General features: G+C 72.0%; 18 protein-coding genes. 16 read left to right on the plus strand and 2 right to left on the minus strand.

The features are described from left to right. Positions 1 to 30: 30 nt before the first annotated feature. Together ppsR and MKK55_RS03340 are read right to left on the minus strand one after the other, a co-directional pair. Positions 31 to 1,479 (minus strand): transcriptional regulator PpsR, encoded by a 1,449-nt coding sequence (gene ppsR, locus MKK55_RS03335; RefSeq protein ID WP_147728497.1) that lies wholly within the window; start codon positions 1,477 to 1,479, stop codon positions 31 to 33. A gap of 35 nt (positions 1,480 to 1,514) precedes the next feature. Further along, positions 1,515 to 2,402 (minus strand): B12-binding domain-containing protein, encoded by an 888-nt coding sequence (locus tag MKK55_RS03340; RefSeq protein WP_243933281.1) that lies wholly within the window; start codon positions 2,400 to 2,402, stop codon positions 1,515 to 1,517. A 278-nt stretch (positions 2,403 to 2,680) separates the two neighbouring features. On the opposite strand from MKK55_RS03340, the gene bchF reads away from it, so the two are divergent. The 16 genes from bchF to MKK55_RS03420 all read left to right on the plus strand — a co-directional run. Continuing rightward, positions 2,681 to 3,196 (plus strand): 2-vinyl bacteriochlorophyllide hydratase, encoded by a 516-nt coding sequence (gene bchF / locus MKK55_RS03345; RefSeq protein WP_243933282.1) that lies wholly within the window; start codon positions 2,681 to 2,683, stop codon positions 3,194 to 3,196. After that, positions 3,193 to 4,494, plus strand: a complete 1,302-nt coding sequence (locus tag MKK55_RS03350) for a ferredoxin:protochlorophyllide reductase (ATP-dependent) subunit N (RefSeq protein WP_147841439.1) — start codon at positions 3,193 to 3,195, stop codon at positions 4,492 to 4,494. The genes bchF and MKK55_RS03350 overlap by 4 nt, the downstream gene beginning before the upstream one ends. A gap of 4 nt (positions 4,495 to 4,498) precedes the next feature. Beyond that, entirely contained in the window at positions 4,499 to 6,061 is a 1,563-nt protein-coding gene (gene bchB / locus MKK55_RS03355) for a ferredoxin:protochlorophyllide reductase (ATP-dependent) subunit B (protein WP_243933283.1), read from the plus strand. After that, positions 6,036 to 9,755: a magnesium chelatase subunit H gene (locus MKK55_RS03360; protein ID WP_243933285.1), complete on the plus strand. Its 3,720-nt coding sequence runs from the start codon at positions 6,036 to 6,038 to the stop codon at positions 9,753 to 9,755. Before bchB ends, MKK55_RS03360 begins: the two co-directional genes overlap by 26 nt. Continuing rightward, positions 9,752 to 10,645 (plus strand): ferredoxin:protochlorophyllide reductase (ATP-dependent) iron-sulfur ATP-binding protein, encoded by an 894-nt coding sequence (gene bchL, locus MKK55_RS03365; RefSeq protein WP_243933287.1) that lies wholly within the window; start codon positions 9,752 to 9,754, stop codon positions 10,643 to 10,645. The genes MKK55_RS03360 and bchL overlap by 4 nt, the downstream gene beginning before the upstream one ends. Positions 10,646 to 10,656: 11 nt before the next feature. Next, the gene (gene bchM / locus MKK55_RS03370) at positions 10,657 to 11,364 is read left to right on the plus strand and encodes a magnesium protoporphyrin IX methyltransferase (RefSeq protein WP_243933289.1); all 708 of its coding nucleotides are present in this window, start codon (positions 10,657 to 10,659) and stop codon (positions 11,362 to 11,364) included. Further along, on the plus strand, positions 11,361 to 12,791 hold the full coding sequence (locus MKK55_RS03375) for a BCD family MFS transporter (protein WP_243933290.1): 1,431 nt from the start codon (positions 11,361 to 11,363) through the stop codon (positions 12,789 to 12,791). Before bchM ends, MKK55_RS03375 begins: the two co-directional genes overlap by 4 nt. A gap of 31 nt (positions 12,792 to 12,822) precedes the next feature. After that, positions 12,823 to 13,599 carry a photosynthetic reaction center subunit H gene (gene puhA, locus MKK55_RS03380; protein ID WP_147728032.1) on the plus strand — a complete coding sequence of 259 codons (777 nt, stop codon included), beginning with the start codon at positions 12,823 to 12,825 and terminating at the stop codon, positions 13,597 to 13,599. Next, a complete protein-coding gene (gene puhB / locus MKK55_RS03385; RefSeq protein ID WP_243933291.1) occupies positions 13,596 to 14,297 on the plus strand; it encodes a photosynthetic complex putative assembly protein PuhB in 702 nt (233 codons plus the stop codon). The genes puhA and puhB overlap by 4 nt, the downstream gene beginning before the upstream one ends. 270 nt (positions 14,298 to 14,567) lie before the next feature. Beyond that, positions 14,568 to 15,041 carry a photosynthetic complex assembly protein PuhC gene (gene puhC, locus MKK55_RS03390; RefSeq protein WP_147728029.1) on the plus strand — a complete coding sequence of 158 codons (474 nt, stop codon included), beginning with the start codon at positions 14,568 to 14,570 and terminating at the stop codon, positions 15,039 to 15,041. Next, positions 15,038 to 15,340 carry a hypothetical protein gene (locus MKK55_RS03395; protein WP_187273562.1) on the plus strand — a complete coding sequence of 101 codons (303 nt, stop codon included), beginning with the start codon at positions 15,038 to 15,040 and terminating at the stop codon, positions 15,338 to 15,340. Before puhC ends, MKK55_RS03395 begins: the two co-directional genes overlap by 4 nt. A gap of 20 nt (positions 15,341 to 15,360) precedes the next feature. Continuing rightward, positions 15,361 to 16,413 carry a magnesium-protoporphyrin IX monomethyl ester (oxidative) cyclase gene (gene acsF / locus MKK55_RS03400; protein WP_187274684.1) on the plus strand — a complete coding sequence of 351 codons (1,053 nt, stop codon included), beginning with the start codon at positions 15,361 to 15,363 and terminating at the stop codon, positions 16,411 to 16,413. A gap of 10 nt (positions 16,414 to 16,423) precedes the next feature. Next, positions 16,424 to 17,287, plus strand: a complete 864-nt coding sequence (gene puhE, locus MKK55_RS03405; protein WP_243933292.1) for a putative photosynthetic complex assembly protein PuhE — start codon at positions 16,424 to 16,426, stop codon at positions 17,285 to 17,287. 45 nt (positions 17,288 to 17,332) lie between these two features. Further along, positions 17,333 to 18,550, plus strand: coding sequence for a 5-aminolevulinate synthase (gene hemA / locus MKK55_RS03410; protein WP_147728026.1), 1,218 nt, complete (start codon positions 17,333 to 17,335; stop codon positions 18,548 to 18,550). 308 nt (positions 18,551 to 18,858) lie between these two features. Beyond that, entirely contained in the window at positions 18,859 to 19,869 is a 1,011-nt protein-coding gene (bchI, locus tag MKK55_RS03415) for a magnesium chelatase ATPase subunit I (RefSeq protein ID WP_243933293.1), read from the plus strand. Next, positions 19,866 to 21,792 (plus strand): VWA domain-containing protein (locus tag MKK55_RS03420; protein WP_243933294.1); only part of this gene is annotated, 1,927 nt, incomplete at its 3' end. The genes bchI and MKK55_RS03420, both read left to right, overlap by 4 nt.

Consider the following 21,792-nt stretch of genomic DNA (forward strand, 5'->3'; position numbering starts at 1 on the left):
GCGGGTGGAGGCAGGCCGAGCGGATCGCGCTCAGGCGTCGGGATAGTCGGGCCCGTCGAGATCGCCGATGCCGTAGCGGCGCAACTTGGCGTAGAGGCCCTGGCGACTGAGCCCGAGCATCTCGGCGGCCGAGGCCCGGTTGTCGCGGGTGATCCGCAGCGCCGCCTCGATGCAAAGACGCTCGATCAGGTCGGTGGTCTCGCGCACGAGGTTCTTCATCGAGACGCGGCCGACCAGCTCGGTCATCTGCTCGACCGAGCGCGGCAGCTCGTGCCCGCCCGACACCGCCGTCGCCACGGCACGGCGCGGCGTGCCGCGAATGGTGAAGCCGAGGCAGGGCGGGCGGGCGTTCGGCACGGCGACGGCGGCGATCTCGACCTCCTCGACGGATCCGAGAAGGCCGCGCAGGCCGGTGGCGAAGTGGCGGACCGAGCCGTGCTCGGCCAGCGTCGCGAACAGGGTCGCGGCCTCGGTCTCCTCGCGGCCGATCCAGCGGTCGATCAGCTCGCCGCGCGCCTGCTCCACGGTCGCGACCTGGGCGAGGTCGAGGAAGGCCCCGTTGGCGGTGAGGATCCGCCGCGACAGGTCGGTGACGACGAACCCTTCGGGAATGCCCTCAATGACGTCGAGGAGCGGGCCGCGCCGCTCGGGCGACGCGGCGTCGCCGATCGCGGAATCGCTCAGCCGCAGCAGCGCGCTCGCCGAGCTGCCCTGCCGGAACAGCGATGCCGAGATCCGCGCCTGCCCGCGGCTTCCGGCGAGCCGGGTCTCGAGATCCTCGGCCTTGCCGGTGGCGCGCAGGCCGGAGAACAGCAGCTCGATCTCGCGCCCGCTCGCCGCCTCGAACAGCTCGACCACGTCCAGCCCGAGGATCCGCTTCTCGGTGCGCCCGAGGAGCCGGACCGCGGCGGGGTTGACCTCGGTGACCCGGCGCGTGGCCGCGTCGACCACGAGCACCGGCTCGCTGCCGAGCTGGAACAGCATGCGATAGCGGGTCTCGGCGCCGCGCAGGCGGAGATAGTCGCGCTCCAGCGCCTGCTGCGTCTCGACGAGCTTGCGCTGGAGCGAGGCCATGGCGAGCAGGTTGCGGCCGATCGCGATGATCGAGCCGTCCGTGCCGAGGCGCATCGCGGCGTAGCGGATCGGCAGGTCGTCGCCGGAGACGGACGGGTGGTTGACCTGCCGCCAGCGCGTCACCCCGTCCGGCGCGGCGTCGCGCAGCAGCGCGTCGATCTTCGGGCGACTCTCGACGGTGACGGTGTCGATCCAGCGCCGCCCGAGCCACGTGTCGCAGCCCTGGCCCGCGAGGTCCGGGGCGGCGAAGGCCGCGTCGCGGATGATGCCGTCGGCATCCACCACCAGGGACAGGTCGGTCGCGGCCGCGACGAGAAGGCCCGCCGCCTCTCCCCCGAGGGCCGACAGGGTCTTGCTCAGGGCTGCGGAGGGGTTCTGCGCAGCGTGGGTGGCCAAGCTGGTCAAGTCTCACCGCTTCGTGAAGTCGTCGATCGGGTCTTTCAGCAGGCTCCCGCCCTGAGATCAAGCATGAACTCGGCGGCGGCCACAGCACGACGCGCATCCGTGGCCGTGGCATCAGCACCCACGCGCTCGATATGCCCCGGATTGTCGACGAAGATCGGGCCGCCGACGAGGATGCGCACGCCGGGATTGAACGAGACCCGGCGCAGCTCGTGGACGGTCTTGGTCAGGGTCGGCAGAAGCACCTCGCAGCCGAGCGACAGGCCGATCACGTCGAACCAAGCGGTCCGCGCCTGGTTCAGGATCTCGCCCACCGGCGCGAGCGCCGTGCTCGTGACGTCCCAGCCCGCGTCGCGAAAGAACTGCTCGATCATCGACAGCCCGAACATGTGGGTCTCGCCGGGACAAAGGCTCAGGAGGATGCTGTGCCCGTCCCGGTGCCCTCCTGTTTCGCCGCCGTAGCGGCGCGCGAGGTCGTGCATGATCCGCTGCAGGCGGCCCATCGCGATCGTCAGCTCGGCGAAGTCGCAAAGGTCCTCCTCCCAGAGCACGCCGAGGTGCCGCGCGGTCGGCGCCAGGAGGTCGAGGAGTAGGCTGTCGAGGGCGAGGCCGTCGTCGACGAGCGCGGCGATGCGCGCCTCCACCACCTCGCCGGCCGGCGCCAGCACGAGGGAGGCGAAGGCCTCGATGTCCTCGGCGGTCGGCTTTCTCGGCCCCGGGCCGCGCGTCGACGCCTCCATGCGGTGTGCGAGCATCAGGCGGGGGATGATCTCGGCCTCGACCACGCGGGAGAGGTGACCGTGCCAGCGATCGGACAATTGCTGCCGGCGCGGCGGCGCCTGCTGGTCGATCTCGCAGGCTGACGCCATCTCGCGAGCGAGCGCTAGGATGGCGTTTCGCCCCTCGGAGCGCCTCAAGTCATCCATTGGCCAACTCCAATGTCGCTGACGGCTTAATTGTATTCAAAATATAGCTTGGCCGGGGTTAGGATTCCCCGTGCCGTCGCCCTCTCCGGGACGACTTGACTTAGACGATACGCTTTCGAGGCGGCTTGGCAATGGTCGAATCGAATAAGAATGCTCCCACGTCATTGTCATACAGTTTTGACGTAAAGCGCGCTTGACACTTTTTGGCACGGTTTCTAGGCTTCCCCCAAGCCGCCCTCCCGAGAGGCGGCCCGCCGCAGCAGGGATGGGGTAAGGCTATGGGTCCCAGCGACCGGACGGCACGACCACCACTCTACACGTCGGCCGAGCGCGCCCGGCGCGACGCGACCCGCTGGACCCTGATCCAGGGCCTTCTGGCCCCGCTTCAATTCCTCGTGTTCCTCGTCAGCCTGGGGCTGGTCCTGCGGACGCTGTCCACCGGGGAGGGCGAGGCCGCGGCCAACCTCTCGGTGCTGGCCAAGACCTTCCTGCTCTACGCAATCATGGTCACCGGCTCGATCTGGGAGAAGGCGGTGTTCGGGCGATACCTGTTCGCCCCGGCCTTCTACTGGGAGGACGTGGTCAGCATGCTCGTGCTGGCCCTGCACACCGCCTATCTCGGCGCCCTCGGCTTCGGGCTCCTCGGCACGGCCGGCCTCATGTGGCTGGCGCTCGCGGCCTACGCCTCCTACGCGGTCAACGCGACGCAATTCCTGCTGAAGCTGCGAGCGGCGCGGCTGCAGGCGCCACGGCGTCCGCGCCCCGTCGCCGGCACCGCGATGGTGGCGCGATGAATGCGCCCTTCCTCCCGCCGAGGACCGTCGCAGCCACCGCCGAACCCGGCTGCGGCGACGTGGCGATCCGGCAGGAGCGTGGCCAGCGCGCGGTGTTCTGCGGGCTGACCGGCATCGTCTGGCTGCACCGCAAGATCCAGGACGCGTTCTTCCTCGTCGTCGGCTCGCGCACCTGCGCCCACCTGATCCAGTCGGCCGCCGGGGTGATGATCTTCGCCGAGCCGCGCTTCGCCACCGCGATCATCGACGAGCGGGACCTCGCCGGCATCGCCGACATGAACGAGGAGCTCGACCGGGTGGTGCGCCGCCTGATCGAGCGCCGCCCCGACATCCGGCTGCTGTTCCTGGTCGGCTCGTGCCCCTCCGAGGTGATCAAGCTCGATCTCGGCCGCGCGGCGCAGCGGCTCTCGACCACCTTCTCGCCGGACGTGCGGGTGCTGAGCTATTCCGGCAGCGGCATCGAGACCACGTTCACGCAGGGCGAGGATGCCTGCCTCGCGGCCCTGGTGCCCGAGATGCCGCGGGAAGCGCCCGACGCCGCCCCGTCGCTGCTGGTGGCGGGCGCGCTCGCCGACGTGGTCGAGGACCAGTTCCTTCGGCTGTTCTCCGAGCTCGGCATCGCCAACGTCGCGTTCCTGCCGGCGCGCCGGGCCGGCGCGCTTCCGGCCGTCGGCCCGAGCACGACCTTCCTGCTGGCGCAGCCGTTCCTGACCGACACCGCCAAGGCCCTGGAGGCCCGCGGCGCCAAGCGCCTGTCGGCCCCGTTCCCGCTCGGCGTGGAGGGCACGACGCGCTGGCTCAGGGCCGCGGCCGACGCGTGGGGGGTGCCTGAGGGCCGCTTCGAGGCGGCGACCGCGCCGGGCCGGGCCCGCGCCGCCCGCGCGCTCGATCACCACCGCGAGACGCTTGCCGGCAAGCGGGTGTTCTTCTTCCCCGATTCGCAGCTCGAGGTGCCGCTCGCCCGGTTCCTGTCGCGGGAATTGGGCATGGGCCTGTGCGAGGTCGGGACGCCCTACCTGCACCGCGGGCACCTCGCCGAGGACCTCGCCCTGCTGCCCGACGGCACGGACATCGTCGAGGGCCAGAGCCTCGACGCGCAGATGGACCGGGCCCGGGCCGAGAGGCCCGATCTGACGGTCTGCGGCCTCGGCCTCGCCAACCCGCTGGAGGCGGAAGGGCTCGCGACCAAGTGGTCGATCGAGCTGCTGTTCACGCCGATCCAGGGCTACGACCAGGCCGGCGACCTCGCCGAGCTGTTCGCCCGCCCGCTCGTCCGCCGCACCCGGCTGGAGGTCTGAGGCGATGCAGCTCACCCTCTGGACCTACGAAGGACCGCCGCATATCGGCGCCATGCGGGTCGCCACCGCGATGGAGGGGCTGCACTACGTGCTGCACGCGCCGCAGGGCGACACCTACGCCGACCTGCTGTTCACGATGATCGAGCGGCGCGACGCCCGCCCGCCGGTCACCTACACCACCTTCCAGGCCCGCGACCTCGGTTCCGACACCGCCGAGATCTTCAAGGACGCGGCCGCCGCCGCCTACGAGCGCTTCCGGCCGCAGGCGATGATCGTCGGCGCCTCGTGCACGGCGGAGCTGATCCAGGACGATCCGGGCGGCCTCGCCAAGGCGCTGAACCTGCCGATCCCGGTGATCGCGCTGGAGCTGCCGGCCTACCAGAAGAAGGAGAACTGGGGCGCGTCGGAGACCTTCTACCGGCTGGTCCGCGGGCTTTCCGGCTCGCCGTCCCTGGAGCCGAAGCCGGAGGGCCGGCGTCCGTCCTGCAACATCCTCGGGCCGACGGCGCTGGGCTTCCGTCATCGCGACGACCTCGACGAGATCACCGGCCTGCTCGAGCGGCTCGGGATCGCCGTCAACGTCGTGGCGCCGATGGGCGCGAGCCCGGCCGACCTCGGCCGCCTGAAGGACGCCGACTTCAACGTCGTGCTCTACCCGGAGGTGGCGCGCGCGGCCGCGCAGTATCTGCAGAAGACCTTCGGCCAGCCGATGGTCGAGACGGTGCCGATCGGCGTCGGCGCGACGATCCGCTTCGTCGAGGAGGTCGCGGCGCTGGCCGGAATCGACCCGGCGCCGGTGCTCGCCGGGGCGCCGTCGCGCGCGCCCTGGTATTCGCGCTCGGTCGACTCGACCTATCTCACCGGCAAGCGCGTCTTCATCTTCGGCGACGCCACCCACGCGATCGCCGCCGCCCGCGTCGCGAAGGCCGAGCTCGGGTTCCGGGTCGTCGGCCTCGGCACCTACGGCCGCGAGTTCGCCCGCGAGGTCCGGGCGGAGGCCGCGCTCCACGGCATCGAGGCGCTGATCTCCGACGACTACCTCGACGTCGAGGCGGCGATCCAGGCGGCCGGCCCCGAGCTGGTGCTCGGCACGCAGATGGAGCGTCACATCGCCAAGCGGCTCGGGCTGCCCTGCGCGGTGATCTCGGCGCCGGTCCACGTCCAGGACTTCCCGGCGCGCTACTCGCCGCAGATGGGCTTCGAGGGCGCCAACGTCCTGTTCGACACCTGGGTCCACCCGCTGATGATGGGCCTGGAGGAGCACCTGCTCGGGATGTTCCGCGAGGACCCCGAGTTCAACGACCGCGCCCCGTCCCATCTCGGCGGCAAGGCCCCCGCCGGGGCGCCCGCGCCCGCCCCGCCGGTTCCCGAGCCCGTCACCTCGGTGACGCTCGCCGGCCCGACCGCTCCGACCTGGGCCGTGGAGGCCGAGAAGGAGCTGCGGAAGATCCCGTTCTTCGTCCGAGGAAAAGCCCGCACCAACACGGAAACCTTCGCCAGGGAGCGGGCGCTGCCGCTCATCACCGTCGAGACCTTGTACGATGCCAAAGCGCATTTCGGTCGCTGAACGGCCCGAGCTCCGCATCGTCGTCGTGACGATGGACAACCACATGGCGAGCGCCCTCGAGCGCGCTCGCCTCCGGCTGCGCAGCGAGATGCCCGGCCTCATCCTCGACTTCCACGCCGCCGCCGAGTGGGACACCGCGCCCGCGAGCCTGTCCGCCTGCAAGGCCGACATCGCCCGGGCCGACATCGTGCTCGCGACGATGCTGTTCATGGACGAGCACGTCCGCGCCGTGCTGCCGGCGCTGCTGGCCCGCCGCCCGCACTGCGACGCGATGATCGGCTGCCTCTCGGCCGGCGAGGTGGTGAAGACCACCCGCCTCAACCGGTTCGACATGGACGGCACCAAGCGCGGCGCCCTCGACTTCCTGAAGAAGCTGCGCGGCAAGCCGGGCGCCCAGGGCAACGGCGCCCGCCAGATGGCGATGATCCGCAAGCTGCCGAAAATCCTGCGCTTCATCCCCGGCTCGGCGCAGGACGTGCGCGCCTACTTCCTCACCCTGCAATACTGGCTCTCGGGCTCGGACGAGAACATCGCCAACCTCGTGCGCTTCCTGGTCGGGCGCTACGCCGCCGGCCCGCGCCTCGCCTGGCGCGAGATCGCCGCCGCACCCGCGCCGCTGAGCTATCCCGAGACCGGCCTCTACCACCCGCGCATGAAGGGCCGCATCGGCGGGTCGCTCGCCGCGCTCCCCATGCCCAAGGGGCCTTCGAGCGGCCCTGCGAAGGGTCGTGTCGGCCTGCTGGTGATGCGCTCCTACGTGCTGGCCGGGAACACCGCCCATTACGACGGCGTGATCGCGGCGCTCGAAGGCCGCGGCCTCGCGGTGGTGCCGGCCTTCGCCTCGGGCCTCGACAACCGCCCGGCGGTGGACGCCTTCTTCCGCCGCGACGGCCGGCCGGCCATCGACGCGCTGGTCTCGCTCACCGGGTTCTCGCTGGTCGGCGGGCCCGCGTACAACGACGCCGCGGCGGCCGAGACGGCGCTCGCCGACCTCGACGTGCCCTACCTCGCCGCCCACGCGCTGGAGTTCCAGACCCTGGAGCAGTGGGAGGGCTCCGACCGCGGCCTCTCGCCGGTCGAGGCCACGATGATGGTCGCGATCCCCGAGCTCGACGGCGCCACCGCGCCGATGGTGTTCGGCGGCCGCTCCGGCGCGTCGATGGGCGAGAACGCCCGCGACATGCGTGTTCACCCGGAGCGCGCCGACATGCTCGCCGCCCGAATCGAGCGCCTCGTCGCCCTGCGGCGGACCGCGCGGGCCGCGCGCAAGGTGGCGATCGTGCTGTTCGGCTTCCCGCCGAATGCCGGCTCGATCGGCACGGCGGCGTTCCTGTCGGTGTACCAGTCGCTGCACAACACCCTGACGGCGATGAAGGCGGACGGCTACGACGTCGCGGTGCCCGACACGGTCGACGACCTGCGCAACGCGGTGCTCGCCGGCAACTCCGCCCGCTACGGCACGCCCGCCAACGTCCATCACCGCATCCCGGCCGAGGAGCACGTCCGGCGCGAGCGGTACCTGTCCGAGATCGAGGCGCAGTGGGGGCCCGCGCCGGGGCGCCAGAACAGCAACGGTTCGGCCCTCTTCGTCCTCGGCGCGCAGTTCGGCAACGTCTTCGTCGGCGTGCAGCCCGGCTTCGGCTACGAGGGCGACCCGATGCGCCTGCTGTTCGAGCGCGGCTTCGCGCCGACCCACGCCTTCTCGGCCTTCTACCGCTACCTGCGCGACGACTTCCGCGCCGACGCGGTGCTGCATTTCGGCACCCACGGCGCGCTCGAATTCATGCCCGGCAAGCAGACCGGCCTGTCCGAATCGTGCTGGCCTGAGCGGCTGATCGGGCCGCTGCCGAACGTCTACCTCTACGCTGCCAACAACCCCTCCGAGGGGATGATCGCCAAGCGCCGCTCCGCCGCGACGCTGGTGAGCTACCTGACCCCGAGCCTCGCCCAGGCGGGGCTGTATCGCGGCCTGATCGACCTCAAGGCCTCGATCGAGCGCTGGCGTGCCCTGGAGCCCGAGGCGGAAGCCGAGCGCCGCGACCTCGGCCTGCTCGTCCAGGCGCAGGCCGCCGCCCTCGACTTGGCCCCGGCCGAGCCGGCCTGGGACGACCTCGCCGCCCGCATCCAGGCGCTGGGCCAGGCGGTGCACGAGCTGGAGCACACCCTAATCCCGCACGGGATGCACGTGGTGGGGCAGGGCACGCCGCCCGAGGAGCGGGTCGACCTGCTGCTGGCATTGGCCGAAGCCTCCGCCGGCCTCGCGCCGGAGCGGGCCGGGATCGCGGCCCTGGTGGCCGGCGAGGACGTCGACGCGGCTTTGGCCACCGCGAACCTGCCCCTCGACGAGACCCACCGCGCCGCCTTCCGGTCGCTGGCCGAGACCGACGCGCTGCTCGCCCGCGACCACGAGGTCGCCGGCCTGCTCAAGGCGCTGGACGGGCGCTTCATCGCGCCGGTAGCCGGCGGCGACCTGCTGCGCAACCCGGCCGTGCTGCCGACGGGACGCAACCTGCACGGCTTCGATCCCTACCGCCTGCCCTCGGCCTTCGCGGTCGCCGACGGCGCGCGGCAGGTCGCCCGGATCCTCGCCCGTCACCGCGACGAGGGCGCGGCCCTACCCGAGAGCGTCGCCCTGGTGCTGTGGGGGACCGACAACCTCAAGAGCGAGGGCGGCCCGATCGCCCAGGCCCTGGCGCTCATCGGCGCGGCGCCGCGCTTCGACGGCTACGGCCGGCTCTGCGGCGCGACCCTGATCCCGCTGGAGACGCTCGGCCGCCCGCGCATCGACGTGGTCGTCACCCTCTCCGGCATCTTTCGCGACCTGCTGCCGCTCCAGACGAAGCTCCTCGCCGAAGCCTCCTACCTCGCCGCCACCGCCGACGAGCCGGTGGAGCGCAACTTCGTCCGCAAGCACGCCCTCGCGCATCAGGCCGAGCACGGCATCGACCTCGAGACCGCGGCGCTGCGGGTGTTCTCGAACGCCGAGGGCACCTACGGCGCCAACGTCAACGGGCTGGTCGAGTCCGGCCGCTGGGAGGACGAGGACGAGATCGCCGAGACCTTCTCGCGCCGCAAGAGCTTCGCCTACGGCCGCACCGGCCAGCCGGCGCCGCAGCGCGCGCTGATGCGCAGCGTGCTGGCCAAGGTCGACCTCGCCTACCAGAACCTCGATTCGGTCGAGGTCGGGGTCACGAGCGTCGACCACTACTTCGACGGGCTCGGCGGCATGGGCCGGGCGGTGGCCGAGGCCCGCGGCGCCGCGGTGCCGATCTTCATCAGCGACCAGACCCGCGGCGAGGGCACCGTGCGCTCGCTCTCCGAGCAGGTCTCGCTCGAGACCCGGACCCGCATGCTCAACCCGAAATGGACCGAGGGCATGCTCGGGCACGGCTACGAGGGCGTGCGCCAGATCGAGGCGCACCTCACCAACACCATGGGCTGGTCGGCCACGAGCGACGGCGTCGCGCCCTGGATCTACCAGCGCATCACCGAGACCTACGTCCTCGACCCCGCCATGCGCGCGCGCATGGCCGCCCTCAACCCCACCGCCTCGGCCAAGGTCGCGCACCGGCTGATCGAGGCGCACCAGCGCGGCTTCTGGACTCCCGATGCGGCGACGCGCGACGCGCTCGCCCGCGCCGAGGAGGAGCTCGAGGACCGTCTCGAAGGCATCACCGCGGAGGTTGCGGCATGAACATCGCGATTCGAAACCCCGTCGCCGCCCGCCGCGAGCCGGAAGGCAGCGTCCAGGTCTCGCTGGACGTCGCCATCGGCACGACGGCGAAGGTCTTCGCGGTCTACGGCAAGGGCGGCATCGGCAAGTCGACGACCTCGTCGAACCTGTCGGTCGCCTTCTCGAAGCTCGGCAAGCGGGTGCTGCAGATCGGCTGCGACCCGAAGCACGACTCGACCTTCACCCTCACCAAGCGCCTGGCGCCGACCGTGATCGATGCGCTGGAGGCGGTGCAGTTCCACTCCGAGGAGCTGCGCGTCGGGGACTTCGTCGCCGAGGGCTACAACGGCGTGATGTGCGTCGAGGCCGGCGGGCCGCCGGCCGGCACCGGCTGCGGCGGCTACGTCGTCGGCCAGACGGTGAAGCTCCTCAAGGAGCATCACCTCTTGGAGGACACCGACGTGGTGATCTTCGACGTGCTCGGCGACGTGGTCTGCGGCGGCTTCGCCTCGCCGCTCCAGCACGCCGAACAGGCGCTGGTCGTCACCGCCAACGACTTCGACTCGATCTTCGCGATGAACCGCATCGTCGCCGCGATCCACGCCAAGGCGAAGAACTACCCCGTGCGGCTCGGCGGCGTCATCGCCAACCGCTCGGCCAAGACCGACGAGATCGACCGCTTCAACGCCGCCGTCGGCCTGGAGCGCATCGCCCACTTCCCCGACCTCGACGTCGTGCGGCGCTCGCGCCTGAAGAAGTCGACCCTGTTCGAGATGGACGAGACGCCGGAACTGGAGGCCGTGAAGGCCGAGTACATGCGGCTGGCCGCCTACCTCTACGCCGGCGGCAAGCCGCTCTCCGCGATCCCGATGAAGGACCGCGACCTCTTCGAGTTCCTGGGATTTGATTGAGGGGTCTCGTGATGACCAGCGCATCCTACGCCGAGCGCCGCTCGCAGCTCACCACCTACTTCGACCGCACCGCGGTCGAGGCCTGGGCGCGGCTCACCTCGGACGCACCGGTCTCGAAGATCCGCGCGACGGTGCGGGCGGGTCGCGACACGATGCGGGCTCAGCTTCTGTCCTGGCTGCCCGACGACCTGACCGGCCGGCGCATCCTCGATGCCGGCTGCGGCACCGGGGCGCTCAGCCTGGAGGCCGCGCGCCGCGGCGCCGAGGTCGTCGCCATCGACGTGTCGGCGACGCTGGTCGGCCTCGCGGCCGAGCGCGCCGGGCCGATCGCGGGCGGCGGGTCGATCGACTTCCGGGTCGGCGACATGCTCGATCCGAGCCTCGGCCGCTTCGACCACGTCGTGGCGATGGATTCGCTGATCCATTACGGCGCCGCCGACATCGCCCGGGCGCTCGCCGCGCTCGGCGCGTGCACGGACGGGTCGGTGGTGTTCACGGTGGCGCCCCGCACCGCCCTGCTCACCGCGATGCACGCCGCCGGCACGCTGTTCCCGAGGGCCGACCGGGCGCCGGCGATCGTGCCGATCACGCTAGGCGCGCTGGCCAAGCGGATCGGCCGGGAGCCGGCGCTGGCCGAGTTCGTGCTGACGCGCACGCAGCGCGTCAACAGCGGCTTCTACCTCTCGAACGCGATCGAGCTGGCGCGGGGCCGCCGATGAAGCTCGGCCTCCGCCTGATCCGGCACGTCGCGGCCCTCGGGCCGTCGATCCTCCCCTTCGCCGACGCGGCGACGAAGGAGTTGCCGCTCGGGCGGCTGATGCGGCTGTCGCTGTTCCAGGTCACCGTCGGCATGGCCGCGGTGCTGCTGATCGGCACGCTCAACCGCGTCATGATCGTGGAGCTGGAGGTGCCGGCCTGGGTCGTCGCGCTGATGCTGTCCCTGCCGCTGATCTTCGCCCCCTTGCGGGCGCTGATCGGCTTCCGCTCGGACACGCACCGGTCGGTGCTCGGCTGGCGCCGCGTCCCCTACATCTGGTTCGGCACGCTGCTGCAGTTCGGCGGGCTCGCCATCATGCCGTTCGCGCTGCTGCTGCTGTCGGGCGACACCACCGGCCCGATGTGGGCCGGGCAGGTCGCCGCCGCGCTCGCCTTCGTCCTGGTCGGAGCCGGCCTCCACACCACGCAGACGGTGGGGCTCGCCCTCGCCACCGACCTCGCACCGGCCCATGCAAGGCCCAAGGTCGTCGCGCTGCTCTGCGTCATGCTGCTCGTCGGGATGATGGTCAGCGCGGTCGCCTTCGGCCTGCTGCTCGCCGACTTCTCGAAGGTGCGGCTGATCCAGGTAATCCAGGGTACGGCCCTCGTCACCATCGTGCTCAACGGGCTGGCCCTGTGGAAGCAGGAGGCGCGCGACCCCGACCGCGCCCGCGACGCGGCGCAGCCGAGCTTCTCCGAATCCTGGGCGGCCTATGCGGGGCAGGGGCTGGCGCGGCGCCGCCTCGTCGCCACCGGGCTCGGCACCGCCGCCTTCTCGATGCAGGACATCCTGCTGGAACCCTATGGCGGGCAGATCCTGCACCTCTCGGTCGGCGCGACCACGGCGCTGACCGCGATGCTGGCGGCCGGCGGCGGCCTCGGGCTGCTGGCGGCGGCGCGCTGGCTCAACCGGGGCGGCGACCCGTTCCGGGTGGCGGCGGCGGGTGCCGTGATCGGCATCCTTGCCTTTTCCTGCGTCGTGTTCGCGGCCCCGCTCGGCTCGACGCAGGTCTTCGCGGCCGGCGTCAGCCTGATCGGCTGCGGCGGCGGCCTGTTCGCCCACGGCACGCTCACCGCCTCCATGGCGAAGGCCGGGCCGGAGGATACCGGGCTCGCGCTCGGCGCCTGGGGCGCGGTCCAGGCGTCGGCGGCTGGCCTCGCCATCGCCGGCAGCGGCATCGTGCGGGACGTCGGCTCGGCGCTCGCCGTCTCGGGGGCGCTCGGCGAGGGCATGAGCGATCCCTCGATCGGCTACCTCGTCGTCTACCACATCGAGATCGCGCTGCTGTTCGCGACGCTGGTCGCGATCGGCCCGCTGGTCCGGGACCGCAGCCCGCAAGCGGCGGCGCGGGGCAGGCCCCGCGTCGCCCTGTCCACCTCCTCCACCTGAAGCTCGGGAGATCGCCATGCCACCAGGAGCACTGCCCACGGGAGCACTCACCGGCTACGTCGACGTCGCGCAGATCGTCCTGTACGCCTTCTTCCTGTTCTTCTTCGGCCTGGTCTTCTGGCTCCGGCGCGAGGACCGGCGCGAGGGCTATCCCCTCGAGGCCGAGGTGACGGGCACCCTCAAGCGCCCCGACCCGATCCTGATCCCGACGCCGAAGCTGTTCCACCTCGCCGACGGCAAGATCAAGCAGGCGCCGCAGGCCGACACCAGGCCCGATCGCAACTACCTCGGCAGCAAGCGCGAGCCCTGGCCGGGCGCCCCGCTGGAGCCGACCGGCGCCGACCCGATGTTCGCCCATGTCGGCCCCGGCTCCTGGGTCAGCCGCGACGACGCGTTCGATCACACCTTCGACGGCCAGAAGCGGATCGTCCCCTTGCGCGTCGCGACGCACTTCATGGTCCACGAGGACGGCCCCAACCCGATCGGCATGAGCGTGTTCGGCGCCGACAGCCAGATCGCCGGAACGGTGTCCGACATCTGGGTCGACCGCGGCGAAAGCTTCGCCCGCTACTACGAGGTCGATCTCGGCGCCGGCGGACGCCGCGTGCTGATGCCGGTCACCTTCTGCCGAACGGGGCGGTTCTCGCGCACCGTGAAGACCGAGGCGCTGCTCGCCCGGCAGTTCTCGGACATCCCGCCCCACGCCGACCCCGACGCGGTGACCCTCCTCGAGGAGGAGAAGATCATCGCCTATTTCGGCGCCGGCACCCTGTACGCCACGCCCCAGCGCGCGGAGACCCTGCTATGAGCGGCCGCCGGACCCACGATACGCCCTCGGACGACACCGTCCGCGACGACCGGATCCCCGAGGGCCTGCCCGAGGCGCTGCCGCCGGGCGAGCACATCCTGTGGCAGGGCCGGCCGGCCGCCTTCGGCATGGCCGCCCGCCCGATGCACGGCGGGTTCGTCGTGCTGTGGTTCGGCGTGCTGGCCGCCTGGACCATCCTGCCGGCGGCCCTCGACGGCGCGGTGCTGGCGGGCCTCGAGGCCTCGTGGCCGACCTTCGCCGCCTGCGCCGCCGCGCTGGCCGTCGTCGGCGGCCTCGGCTGGCTCGCCTCCTGGACCACGACCTACACCATCACCAACCGCCGCGTGGTGATGCGGATCGGCATCGCGCTGCCGGTCACCTTCAACCTGCCACTGGCGCAGGTGGAGGATGCCGCCCTGCACAGCTTCGCCGACGGCACCGGCGACCTGCCGCTCCGGCTGAGCGCCGGCACCCGCGTCGCCTACCTGCACCTGTGGCCGCATGCCCGCCCCTGGCGCGTGACCGAGCCGCAGCCGATGCTCCGCTCCGTCCCGAACGCAGGCGAGGTGGCCGCCATCCTCGCCCGGGCGATCGTCGCGGCGCGGGCGCCCGAGGAAGAGTCCGCGCTGCCGGTGCTCGTCGCCCGCCCGCAGAACGCGGCGCGCAAGCCGCGCCTCGTCGCCGTCGGAGCGCGCTGACCGGCCCGAGCCTCCGCGGAGCCGCGAGGACGAGACATCACCCCGCCCGTCCCGGCCGAACCGCCGGGGCGGGCGTTCGCTTCTCGAAAAAAGTCGTTCGCGAACAGCATCTTGACGGTTCTCTCGGAAAAACCCGCCCGAAAAATCCAGAACGAGGATTGTCAAGCGTGCTTGACACCGGTTAACGTGAAGCCAAGGAAACGGCGACGCGGCTGGACACCGAGCGGTGCCGCCCCGACGACCGGTCCGGGCAGACGGTGAGGGAAGCCGATGGGTGAGGTGGCGGAGGGCGGACCGATCCCGGCGCTCGCACTGATCGGAGCCGGAGCGCTCCTCGGCTTCACCATGCTGGCGGTGGTGGTCGGGCGCACCGAGCGGATCGGCCTCAGCGGAAACCCCGGCGGGAATCCCGTCGCCTCCGTCGCCCTGCGCGTGCTGGACCGCCCGGACGGGTCGATCCGGATCGAGGACGCCGCCGATGCGCGGCTGATCGAGACCATCGAGCCCGGCCAGGACAACTTCGTCCGCGCGACCCTGCGCAGCTTCGGCCAGTCCCGCCTGCGCGCCGGCCTGACCCCGGCCGAGCCGTTCCGCCTGACCCGCTACGACGACGGCTCGCTCGCCCTGATCGACGAGACCACGGGGCGCAGCGTGAACATGGGCGCCTTCGGCCCGACCAACGCGCTCGCCTTCGCCAAGCTCCTACCCGGCAACGCCCTTCCCGACGTGAGCGTCCCGCGATGATCGGATTCCTGAACGGCCGCCGCACGGTCGAGGTGCCCTGCACCGTCGAGATCGAGCAGACCCCCGAGAGCCTGCACGCCCATGTCAGCCTCGACGCCGACTTCGAGATCGAGCCCGGCGACGAGGTGCAGGTCCACGACGCGCCGACCTCGGTGCCCTACGGCGAGCGCCTCGTCGTCCGCCGCACCGCGACGGTGACGCGGGCCGGCCGGATCGAGCGGCTCTGGACCAAGCTCGCCGGCCATCTCGAGCTGACCGAGCTCTACGAAGTCAGCTTCAGCGAGAGGAGGAAGCTTTGAACGCTCCCGTCAGGCATCCGCTGCCCACCCGCCCGGTTAACGAATCGACCAAGTCCGCGCAGGAGACGACCTTCCTCAGCCCGCGCTTCTACACCACCGATTTCGCGGAGCTCGACCGCACGAACGTCGAGCCGGTCCGGGCCGAGTGGGACGTGCTGATCGAGGAGCTGCGCTCCGACCCGAACAAGCGCCACTTCACCCGCAACGCCGACTTCGACTGCGACCTGTCGCAGATGGAGCCCGAACTCCGGAAGGAGTTCCTCGACTTCCTGGTCTCGTCGATCACCGCCGAGTTCTCGGGCTGCGTCCTCTACGCCGAGATGCGCAAGCGCGCCAAGAACAAGGACATCAAGGAGCTGTTCGGCTTCATGAGCCGCGACGAGGCGCGCCACGCCGGCTTCATCAACGACACGCTGAAGGATTTCGGCATCGGCGTCGATCTCGGCTTCCTGACGAAGTCGAAGAAGTACACGTTCTTCCGCCCGAAGTTCATCTTCTACGCGACCTACCTCTCCGAGAAGATCGGCTACGCGCGCTACATCACCATCTTCCGCGAGCTGGAGAAGCACCCCGAGCGGCGCATCCACCCGATCTTCAAGTGGTTCGAGAAGTGGTGCAACGACGAGTTCCGCCACGGCGAGGCCTTCGCGCTGCTGATGCGCGCCAACCCGAAGCTGACGCAGGGGCTGAACCGCTACTGGATCAAGTTCTTCCTGCTGGCGGTGTTCGCGACGATGTACGTCCGCGACCATTGCCGGCCGGCCTTCCACGCCGCCCTCGGGGTCGACCCGTCCGAGTACGACTTCACGGTCTTCCGCATCACCTCCGAGATCTCGAAGCAGACCTTCCCGCTGACGCTCGACCTCGACAACCCGAAGTTCAAGCAGCGGCTCGACACCCTGCTCGACTGCTCGGTGAAGATCGCCGAGGCGCGGGCGCAGGGCGGCGTCGCCGGCACGCTGAAGCGCGGCGTGCAGGTGGCGCGGGCCGCGGTCACCTTCGGCAGGCTCTACCTGTTGCCGACCCTCGACAACGCGATGCCCGCCGACATCCGCCTCGAGCCGGTGTGGTAGCGGGCCGGCGATGTCGCCCTACGCCGTCCCGGCCCTCTATGCGGTGGCGATCTGGTGGTTCTCCACCGGGGTGATCATCCTGCTCGACCATCTGCCGCGCCGCACCTTCCCGTGGAGCATGGCCGCCGGCACCGCGGTGCTGCTGGCGGCGCTCTACGCGATCGGCACGAGCGCCGGCGATGTGACCGAGACGGGGGCCTACACCGCCTTCACCGGCGCGCTGCTGGTCTGGGGCTGGCAGGAGATGAGCTACTACATGGGCTTCGTCACCGGCCCGCGGCCGGAGGCCTGCCGGCCCAGCGCCCGCGGCGTCGAGAAGTTCCGGGCGGCGGTGGCGACGAGCCTGTGGCACGAATTCGCCATCGTTCTCGGCGCGCTGGCGATCCTGGCGCTCACCTGGAACACCCCGCAAAGATTGGCCCTGTGGACCTACTGCGTGCTGTGGGGGATGAACCTCAGCGCCCGGCTCAACCTGTTCCTCGGGGTGCGCAACCTCAACGCCGAGTTCCTGCCCGACCATCTGGCCTATCTCGGCTGCTACCTGACGAAGCGGCCGATGAACCTGCTGTTCCCGGTGTCGGTCAGCGTCGCCACCGTGATCGTCGTGCTGCTCGGCCAGGCGGCGCTCTCCGAGCCGATCACGCCGCACGCGATGGTCGGCTTCACCATCCTCACAACGCTGATGGGCCTTGCGACCCTCGAGCACTGGTTCCTGATGCTGCCGCTGCCCGCGGCCGCCCTCTGGAACTGGAGCCTCCCGCCGAAGGTCGCGGCCTCCGCCGCGGCCGTCCCGACAAAGGTGAAGCTCGCGGCCTCCGCCGCGGCCGGACCGACACAGGGGCCGGCCGAGCCGGCCCGGCGCGACGCAGCCTGACGCGGGAGAACCCGCGCGATCGAAACGAGGACGGGGAGACGAGCGATGGATTACGATGCGTTCTTCGGCGCCGAGCTTCAGAACCTGCACCGGGAGGGGCGCTACCGCGTCTTCACCGATCTCGAACGTCAGGCCGGGCGCTTCCCGCACGCGACCCATCACAGCCCCGAAGGCGAGAAGCCCGTCACGGTCTGGTGCTCGAACGACTATCTCGGGATGGGCCAGCACCCGGACGTGCTCGCCGCCATGCACGCGGCGCTCGACCGCTGCGGCGCGGGCGCAGGCGGCACCCGCAACATCTCCGGCACCAACCACTACCACGTGCTGCTGGAGCGCGAGCTCGCCGACCTTCACGGCAAGGAGGCGGCCCTGCTGTTCACCTCCGGCTACGTCTCGAACTGGGCGGCGCTCGGCACCCTCGGCGCCAAGCTGCCCGGCTGCGTCATCCTCTCGGACTCCGAGAACCACGCCTCGATGATCGAGGGCATCCGGGCCTCGCGCGCCGAGCGCCAGATCTTCCGCCACAACGACCCGGAGGACCTCGACCGCAAGCTGCGGATGATCGAGCCCGGCAGGCCGAAGCTCGTGGCCTTCGAATCGGTCTACTCGATGGACGGCGACATCGCGCCGATCGACGAGATCTGCGACGTGGCCGAGGCGCACGGCGCGCTCACCTACCTCGACGAGGTCCACGCCGTCGGCCTCTACGGCGCGCGCGGCGGCGGCATCTCGGAGCGGATGGGGCTGGCCCACCGCCTCGACGTGATCGAGGGCACGCTGGGCAAGGCCTTCGCGGTGCATGGCGGCTACATCACCGCGAGCGAGACGCTGTGCGACTTCGTCCGCAGCTTCGCCTCGGGCTTCATCTTCACCACCTCGCTGCCGCCGGCGGTGGCGGCGGGCGCGGCCGCCAGCATCCGCCACCTCAAGCGGAGCAACGTCGAGCGCGCACGGCACCAGGAGCGGGTGCAGCGGGTGCGCGAGCGCCTGGACGCCGCCGGCATCCCCACCCTGCCCAACGACAGTCACATCGTCCCGGTGATGGTCTGCGATCCGGTGCTGTGCAAGGCGATCTCCGACACCCTGCTCGACGAGTTCGGCATCTACGTGCAGCCGATCAACTACCCGACCGTCGCCCGCGGCACCGAGCGCCTGCGCATCACCCCGTCGCCCCTGCACACGGACGCCGACATCGACCACCTCGTCGGGGCGCTGGCCGCGATCTGGGGGCGGATCGGGCTGGAGCGGGTGGCGGCGGAGTAGGGGACACGCCGCCGACAATCCGTGCGGCGAGTTTCTCCGCGTCCTCCGGCCCTACCGAATTCCGACGCCTCTGCGTGACGGCGCCGGATGGTGCGTCCGAAGCACCGCGGGGCCCCCTCTTCCATGGGGAGAGGGGACCCGCGCCTGACCCTGCATAGCGTGCGGCCCTGACGAGTCGCATCGGAAGAAGGGAACTGCCCGTGCGTTTCGAAGGCCAGGGTGCCATTCTCGATCGCGCCGATCGCGCCGAACCTCCCCAGCCACGGATCGGCGTGACAACCTCTTCGCAATCGCGAGTGCCCCCGCGCGTGACCACCTTCCCCTTCACCGCCATCGTCGCCCAGGACGAGATGCGTCGGGCGCTGCTGATCGCGGCGGTCGATCCGTCGGTGGGGGGCGTGCTGGTGTTCGGGGATCGCGGCACCGGCAAGTCCACCGCGATCCGGGCGCTGGCCGGTCTGCTGCCGCGGATGCGCGCGGTCGTCGGCTGCCCCTATGCCTGCGATCCGGCCGCACCCGCCGAATCGTGCCCGCATTGCCGCGGCCAGGCGGAGCGCAAGAGCGCGCTCGTGCCGGTGCCGGTGGTCGACCTGCCGCTCGGAGCCACCGAGGACCGGGTGGTCGGCGCGCTCGACCTGCAGCGGGCGCTGGCGCTCGGCGAGAAGGCGTTCGAGCCGGGGCTGCTGGCGCGGGCCAACCGCGGCTTCCTCTACATCGACGAGGTCAACCTGCTGGAGGACCACCTCGTCGACCTGCTGCTCGACGTGGCGGCCTCCGGTGTCAACACCGTCGAGCGCGAGGGCCTGTCGATCCGCCACCCGGCGCGCTTCGTGCTCGTCGGCTCCGGCAACCCGGAGGAGGGCGAGCTGCGGCCGCAGCTCCTCGACCGGTTCGGCCTCGCGGTCGAGGTGGCGACGCCCACCGACATCGCGACCCGCATCGACGTGGTCCGCCGCCGCGACGCCTACGAGCGCGACCCGGAAGCGTTCTGCGCCACCTACGCCAAGGCCGAGCGGGCGCAGGCCAAGCAGATCACGCTCGCCCGCGAACGGCTGAGTGCCGTGACGATCCCCGACGCGGTGCTGGAGGCCTGCGCGAGGCTCTGCGTGGCGCTCGGCACCGACGGCCTGCGCGGCGAGCTCACCCTGATGCGCACCGCCCGCGCGCTGGCGGCGCTCGACGGCGCGGACGACGTGACGATCGACCATGTCCGCCGGATCGCGCCGGCGGCGCTGCGCCATCGCCTGCGCCGCAATCCGCTCGACGAGGCCGGCTCCACCGCCCGCGTGGCGCGGGCGGTGGCCGACGTGCTGGCGTGACGCTCGCGCCCGGCGAGGGCCGCTGGGCCGAGGCGCTCCGCGCCGCTTCGCTGCTGGCGGCCGATCCGCAGGCCTGCGTCGGCATCCGCCTGCGCGCCGGGACGGGCCCGGTCCGCGAGGCGTGGCTGCGGCACCTGACGGACCGCCTCGCGCCCGGCACCCCCGTCCGGCGCTGCCCGCCCGGCATCGGCGACGACCGCCTGCTCGGCGGCCTCGACCTCGCCGCGACCCTGTCGGCCGGCCGCCCGGTGGCCCAGGCGGGCCTCCTGGCCGAGGCCGACGGCGGCCTCGTCGTCGTGCCGATGGCCGAGCGCCTATCGCCCGGCACGGCGGCTCGTCTCGCCGCGGCGCTCGACACCGGCACGATCACGGTCGCGCGCGACGGTTTCTGCGAGACGCGGCCCGCCCGCTTCGGCCTGGTGCTGCTCGACGAGGGGCTCGACGACGAGGCGCCGCCGAGCGCGCTCACCGAGCGCCTCGCCTTCGACGTGGATCTGCGCGCCTTCGGGCTGCGGGAGATCGAGGATGCTTCGCCCGGGCATGACGGGACGGGGCTTCGAGGGCCGCAAAGGGCGCGTTCCGCAGAACGCCATCCTGCTTCGCAGGCGACCTTCGCATCCGCACACCCCGAACGGCGATCGCAGGAACCGCTTTTCCCTCCACCCTCTGCGGGGGAGGGTGGCCCGCGAAGCGGGTCGGGAGAGGGGAGCGACGATGCCGGATCCGGCGCTCCCCTCTCCCGACCCTCGCTCACGCGAGGCCCACCCTCCCCCGCACCCAAGTCGGGCCTGCCCGACTTGGGCACACAGGGTGCGGATCTCGGGCAGGCCCGAGATCCGTCGGGGGGAGGGAAGGCGCGCGGGCTCTTCGGCAGGGAAGAGGGGGTTGGGAGGGGCGCGACTGCTCCCGACCGCTCCTGGCCCACGCCTGAACCGGACGACGCGTCCGACGCCGTTGCCGCGCTCTGCGCCGCCGCGGATGCCCTCGGCGTGACGTCCCTGCGCGGGCCGTTGCTCGCCATGCGGATCGCCCGGCTGATCGCCGCCCGCGACGGACGGGATGGGCTTGCGGAACGAGATCTCGTCGAGGCAGCAGCCCTCGTGCTCGGCCCGCGGGCGACGCGGATGCCGGTTCCCGAGCAACCCGCCGAAGCCTCCGAACCGCCCCCCGACGATCGCGGATCGCCGCAGCAGGAGAACCCGCCGGAGCCCGACGGGGACGCGGCGGGCTCGGAGCAGCAGGCCGAATCGCCGAGTCTCGACGACGTCGTGCTCGCGGCGGCACGCGCGGCGATCCCGCCCGGCCTGCTCGCGGCGTTGGCCGCCGGGCAGGCGCCGGCTCGCGGCGGCAAGGCGGGAAGGGCCGGGGCCGCCGCCTCCGCCGCGCGGCAGGGCCGGCCGATCGGCGCGCGCCCCGGCGACCCGCGCCGCGGGCGCCTGGCGCTGCTGGCGACCCTGCGCGCCGCCGCCCCGTGGCAGGCCCTCCGGCGATCCGAGGCCGAAGCGGGCGACGCCCGTGCGATCCTGGTGCGGCCGGAGGATTTTCGGATCACGCGCTATCGCCAGCGGACCGAGAGCACGACGATCTTCGCGGTCGACGCCTCCGGCTCGGCGGCGATCGAGCGGCTCGCCGAGGCGAAGGGGGCGGTCGAGCTGCTGCTGGCCGAGGCCTATGTCCGCCGCGACCGGGTGGCGCTCGTCGCCTTCCGCGGCCGGGCGGCCGAGCTCGTGCTGCCGCCGACCCGCTCGCTGGTGCGTGCCAACCGCGGGCTGGCCGGGCTGCCCGGCCGCGGCTGCACGCCCCTGGCCGCTGTCGTCGCTGCGGCGGCCGACTTGGCGCGTGACGTCCGCCGCCGCGCCGCCACCCCGGTCGTCGTGCTCGTCACCGCCGGCCCCCCCACCGCCGTCCCCGCGCTGCCACCGC

The sequence above is a fragment of the Methylobacterium sp. J-059 genome, from assembly GCF_022829485.1.
Classification (GTDB): Bacteria; Pseudomonadota; Alphaproteobacteria; order Rhizobiales; family Beijerinckiaceae; genus Methylobacterium.

What these genes read in the sequence shown, in the direction of transcription:
- puhC (WP_147728029.1), top strand. Translation starts at nt 14,568, where the DNA reads ATGGGTGAGGTGGCGGAGGGCGGACCGATCCCGGCGCTCGCACTGATC.
- MKK55_RS03375 (WP_243933290.1), top strand. Translation starts at nt 11,361, where the DNA reads ATGAAGCTCGGCCTCCGCCTGATCCGGCACGTCGCGGCCCTCGGGCCG.
- puhB (WP_243933291.1), top strand. Translation starts at nt 13,596, where the DNA reads ATGAGCGGCCGCCGGACCCACGATACGCCCTCGGACGACACCGTCCGC.
- bchF (WP_243933282.1), top strand. Translation starts at nt 2,681, where the DNA reads ATGGGTCCCAGCGACCGGACGGCACGACCACCACTCTACACGTCGGCC.
- MKK55_RS03360 (WP_243933285.1), top strand. Translation starts at nt 6,036, where the DNA reads ATGCCAAAGCGCATTTCGGTCGCTGAACGGCCCGAGCTCCGCATCGTC.
- MKK55_RS03340 (WP_243933281.1), bottom strand. Translation starts at nt 2,402, where the DNA reads ATGGATGACTTGAGGCGCTCCGAGGGGCGAAACGCCATCCTAGCGCTC.
- bchB (WP_243933283.1), top strand. Translation starts at nt 4,499, where the DNA reads ATGCAGCTCACCCTCTGGACCTACGAAGGACCGCCGCATATCGGCGCC.
- puhE (WP_243933292.1), top strand. Translation starts at nt 16,424, where the DNA reads ATGTCGCCCTACGCCGTCCCGGCCCTCTATGCGGTGGCGATCTGGTGG.
- MKK55_RS03350 (WP_147841439.1), top strand. Translation starts at nt 3,193, where the DNA reads ATGAATGCGCCCTTCCTCCCGCCGAGGACCGTCGCAGCCACCGCCGAA.
- bchM (WP_243933289.1), top strand. Translation starts at nt 10,657, where the DNA reads ATGACCAGCGCATCCTACGCCGAGCGCCGCTCGCAGCTCACCACCTAC.
- hemA (WP_147728026.1), top strand. Translation starts at nt 17,333, where the DNA reads ATGGATTACGATGCGTTCTTCGGCGCCGAGCTTCAGAACCTGCACCGG.
- MKK55_RS03395 (WP_187273562.1), top strand. Translation starts at nt 15,038, where the DNA reads ATGATCGGATTCCTGAACGGCCGCCGCACGGTCGAGGTGCCCTGCACC.
- bchL (WP_243933287.1), top strand. Translation starts at nt 9,752, where the DNA reads ATGAACATCGCGATTCGAAACCCCGTCGCCGCCCGCCGCGAGCCGGAA.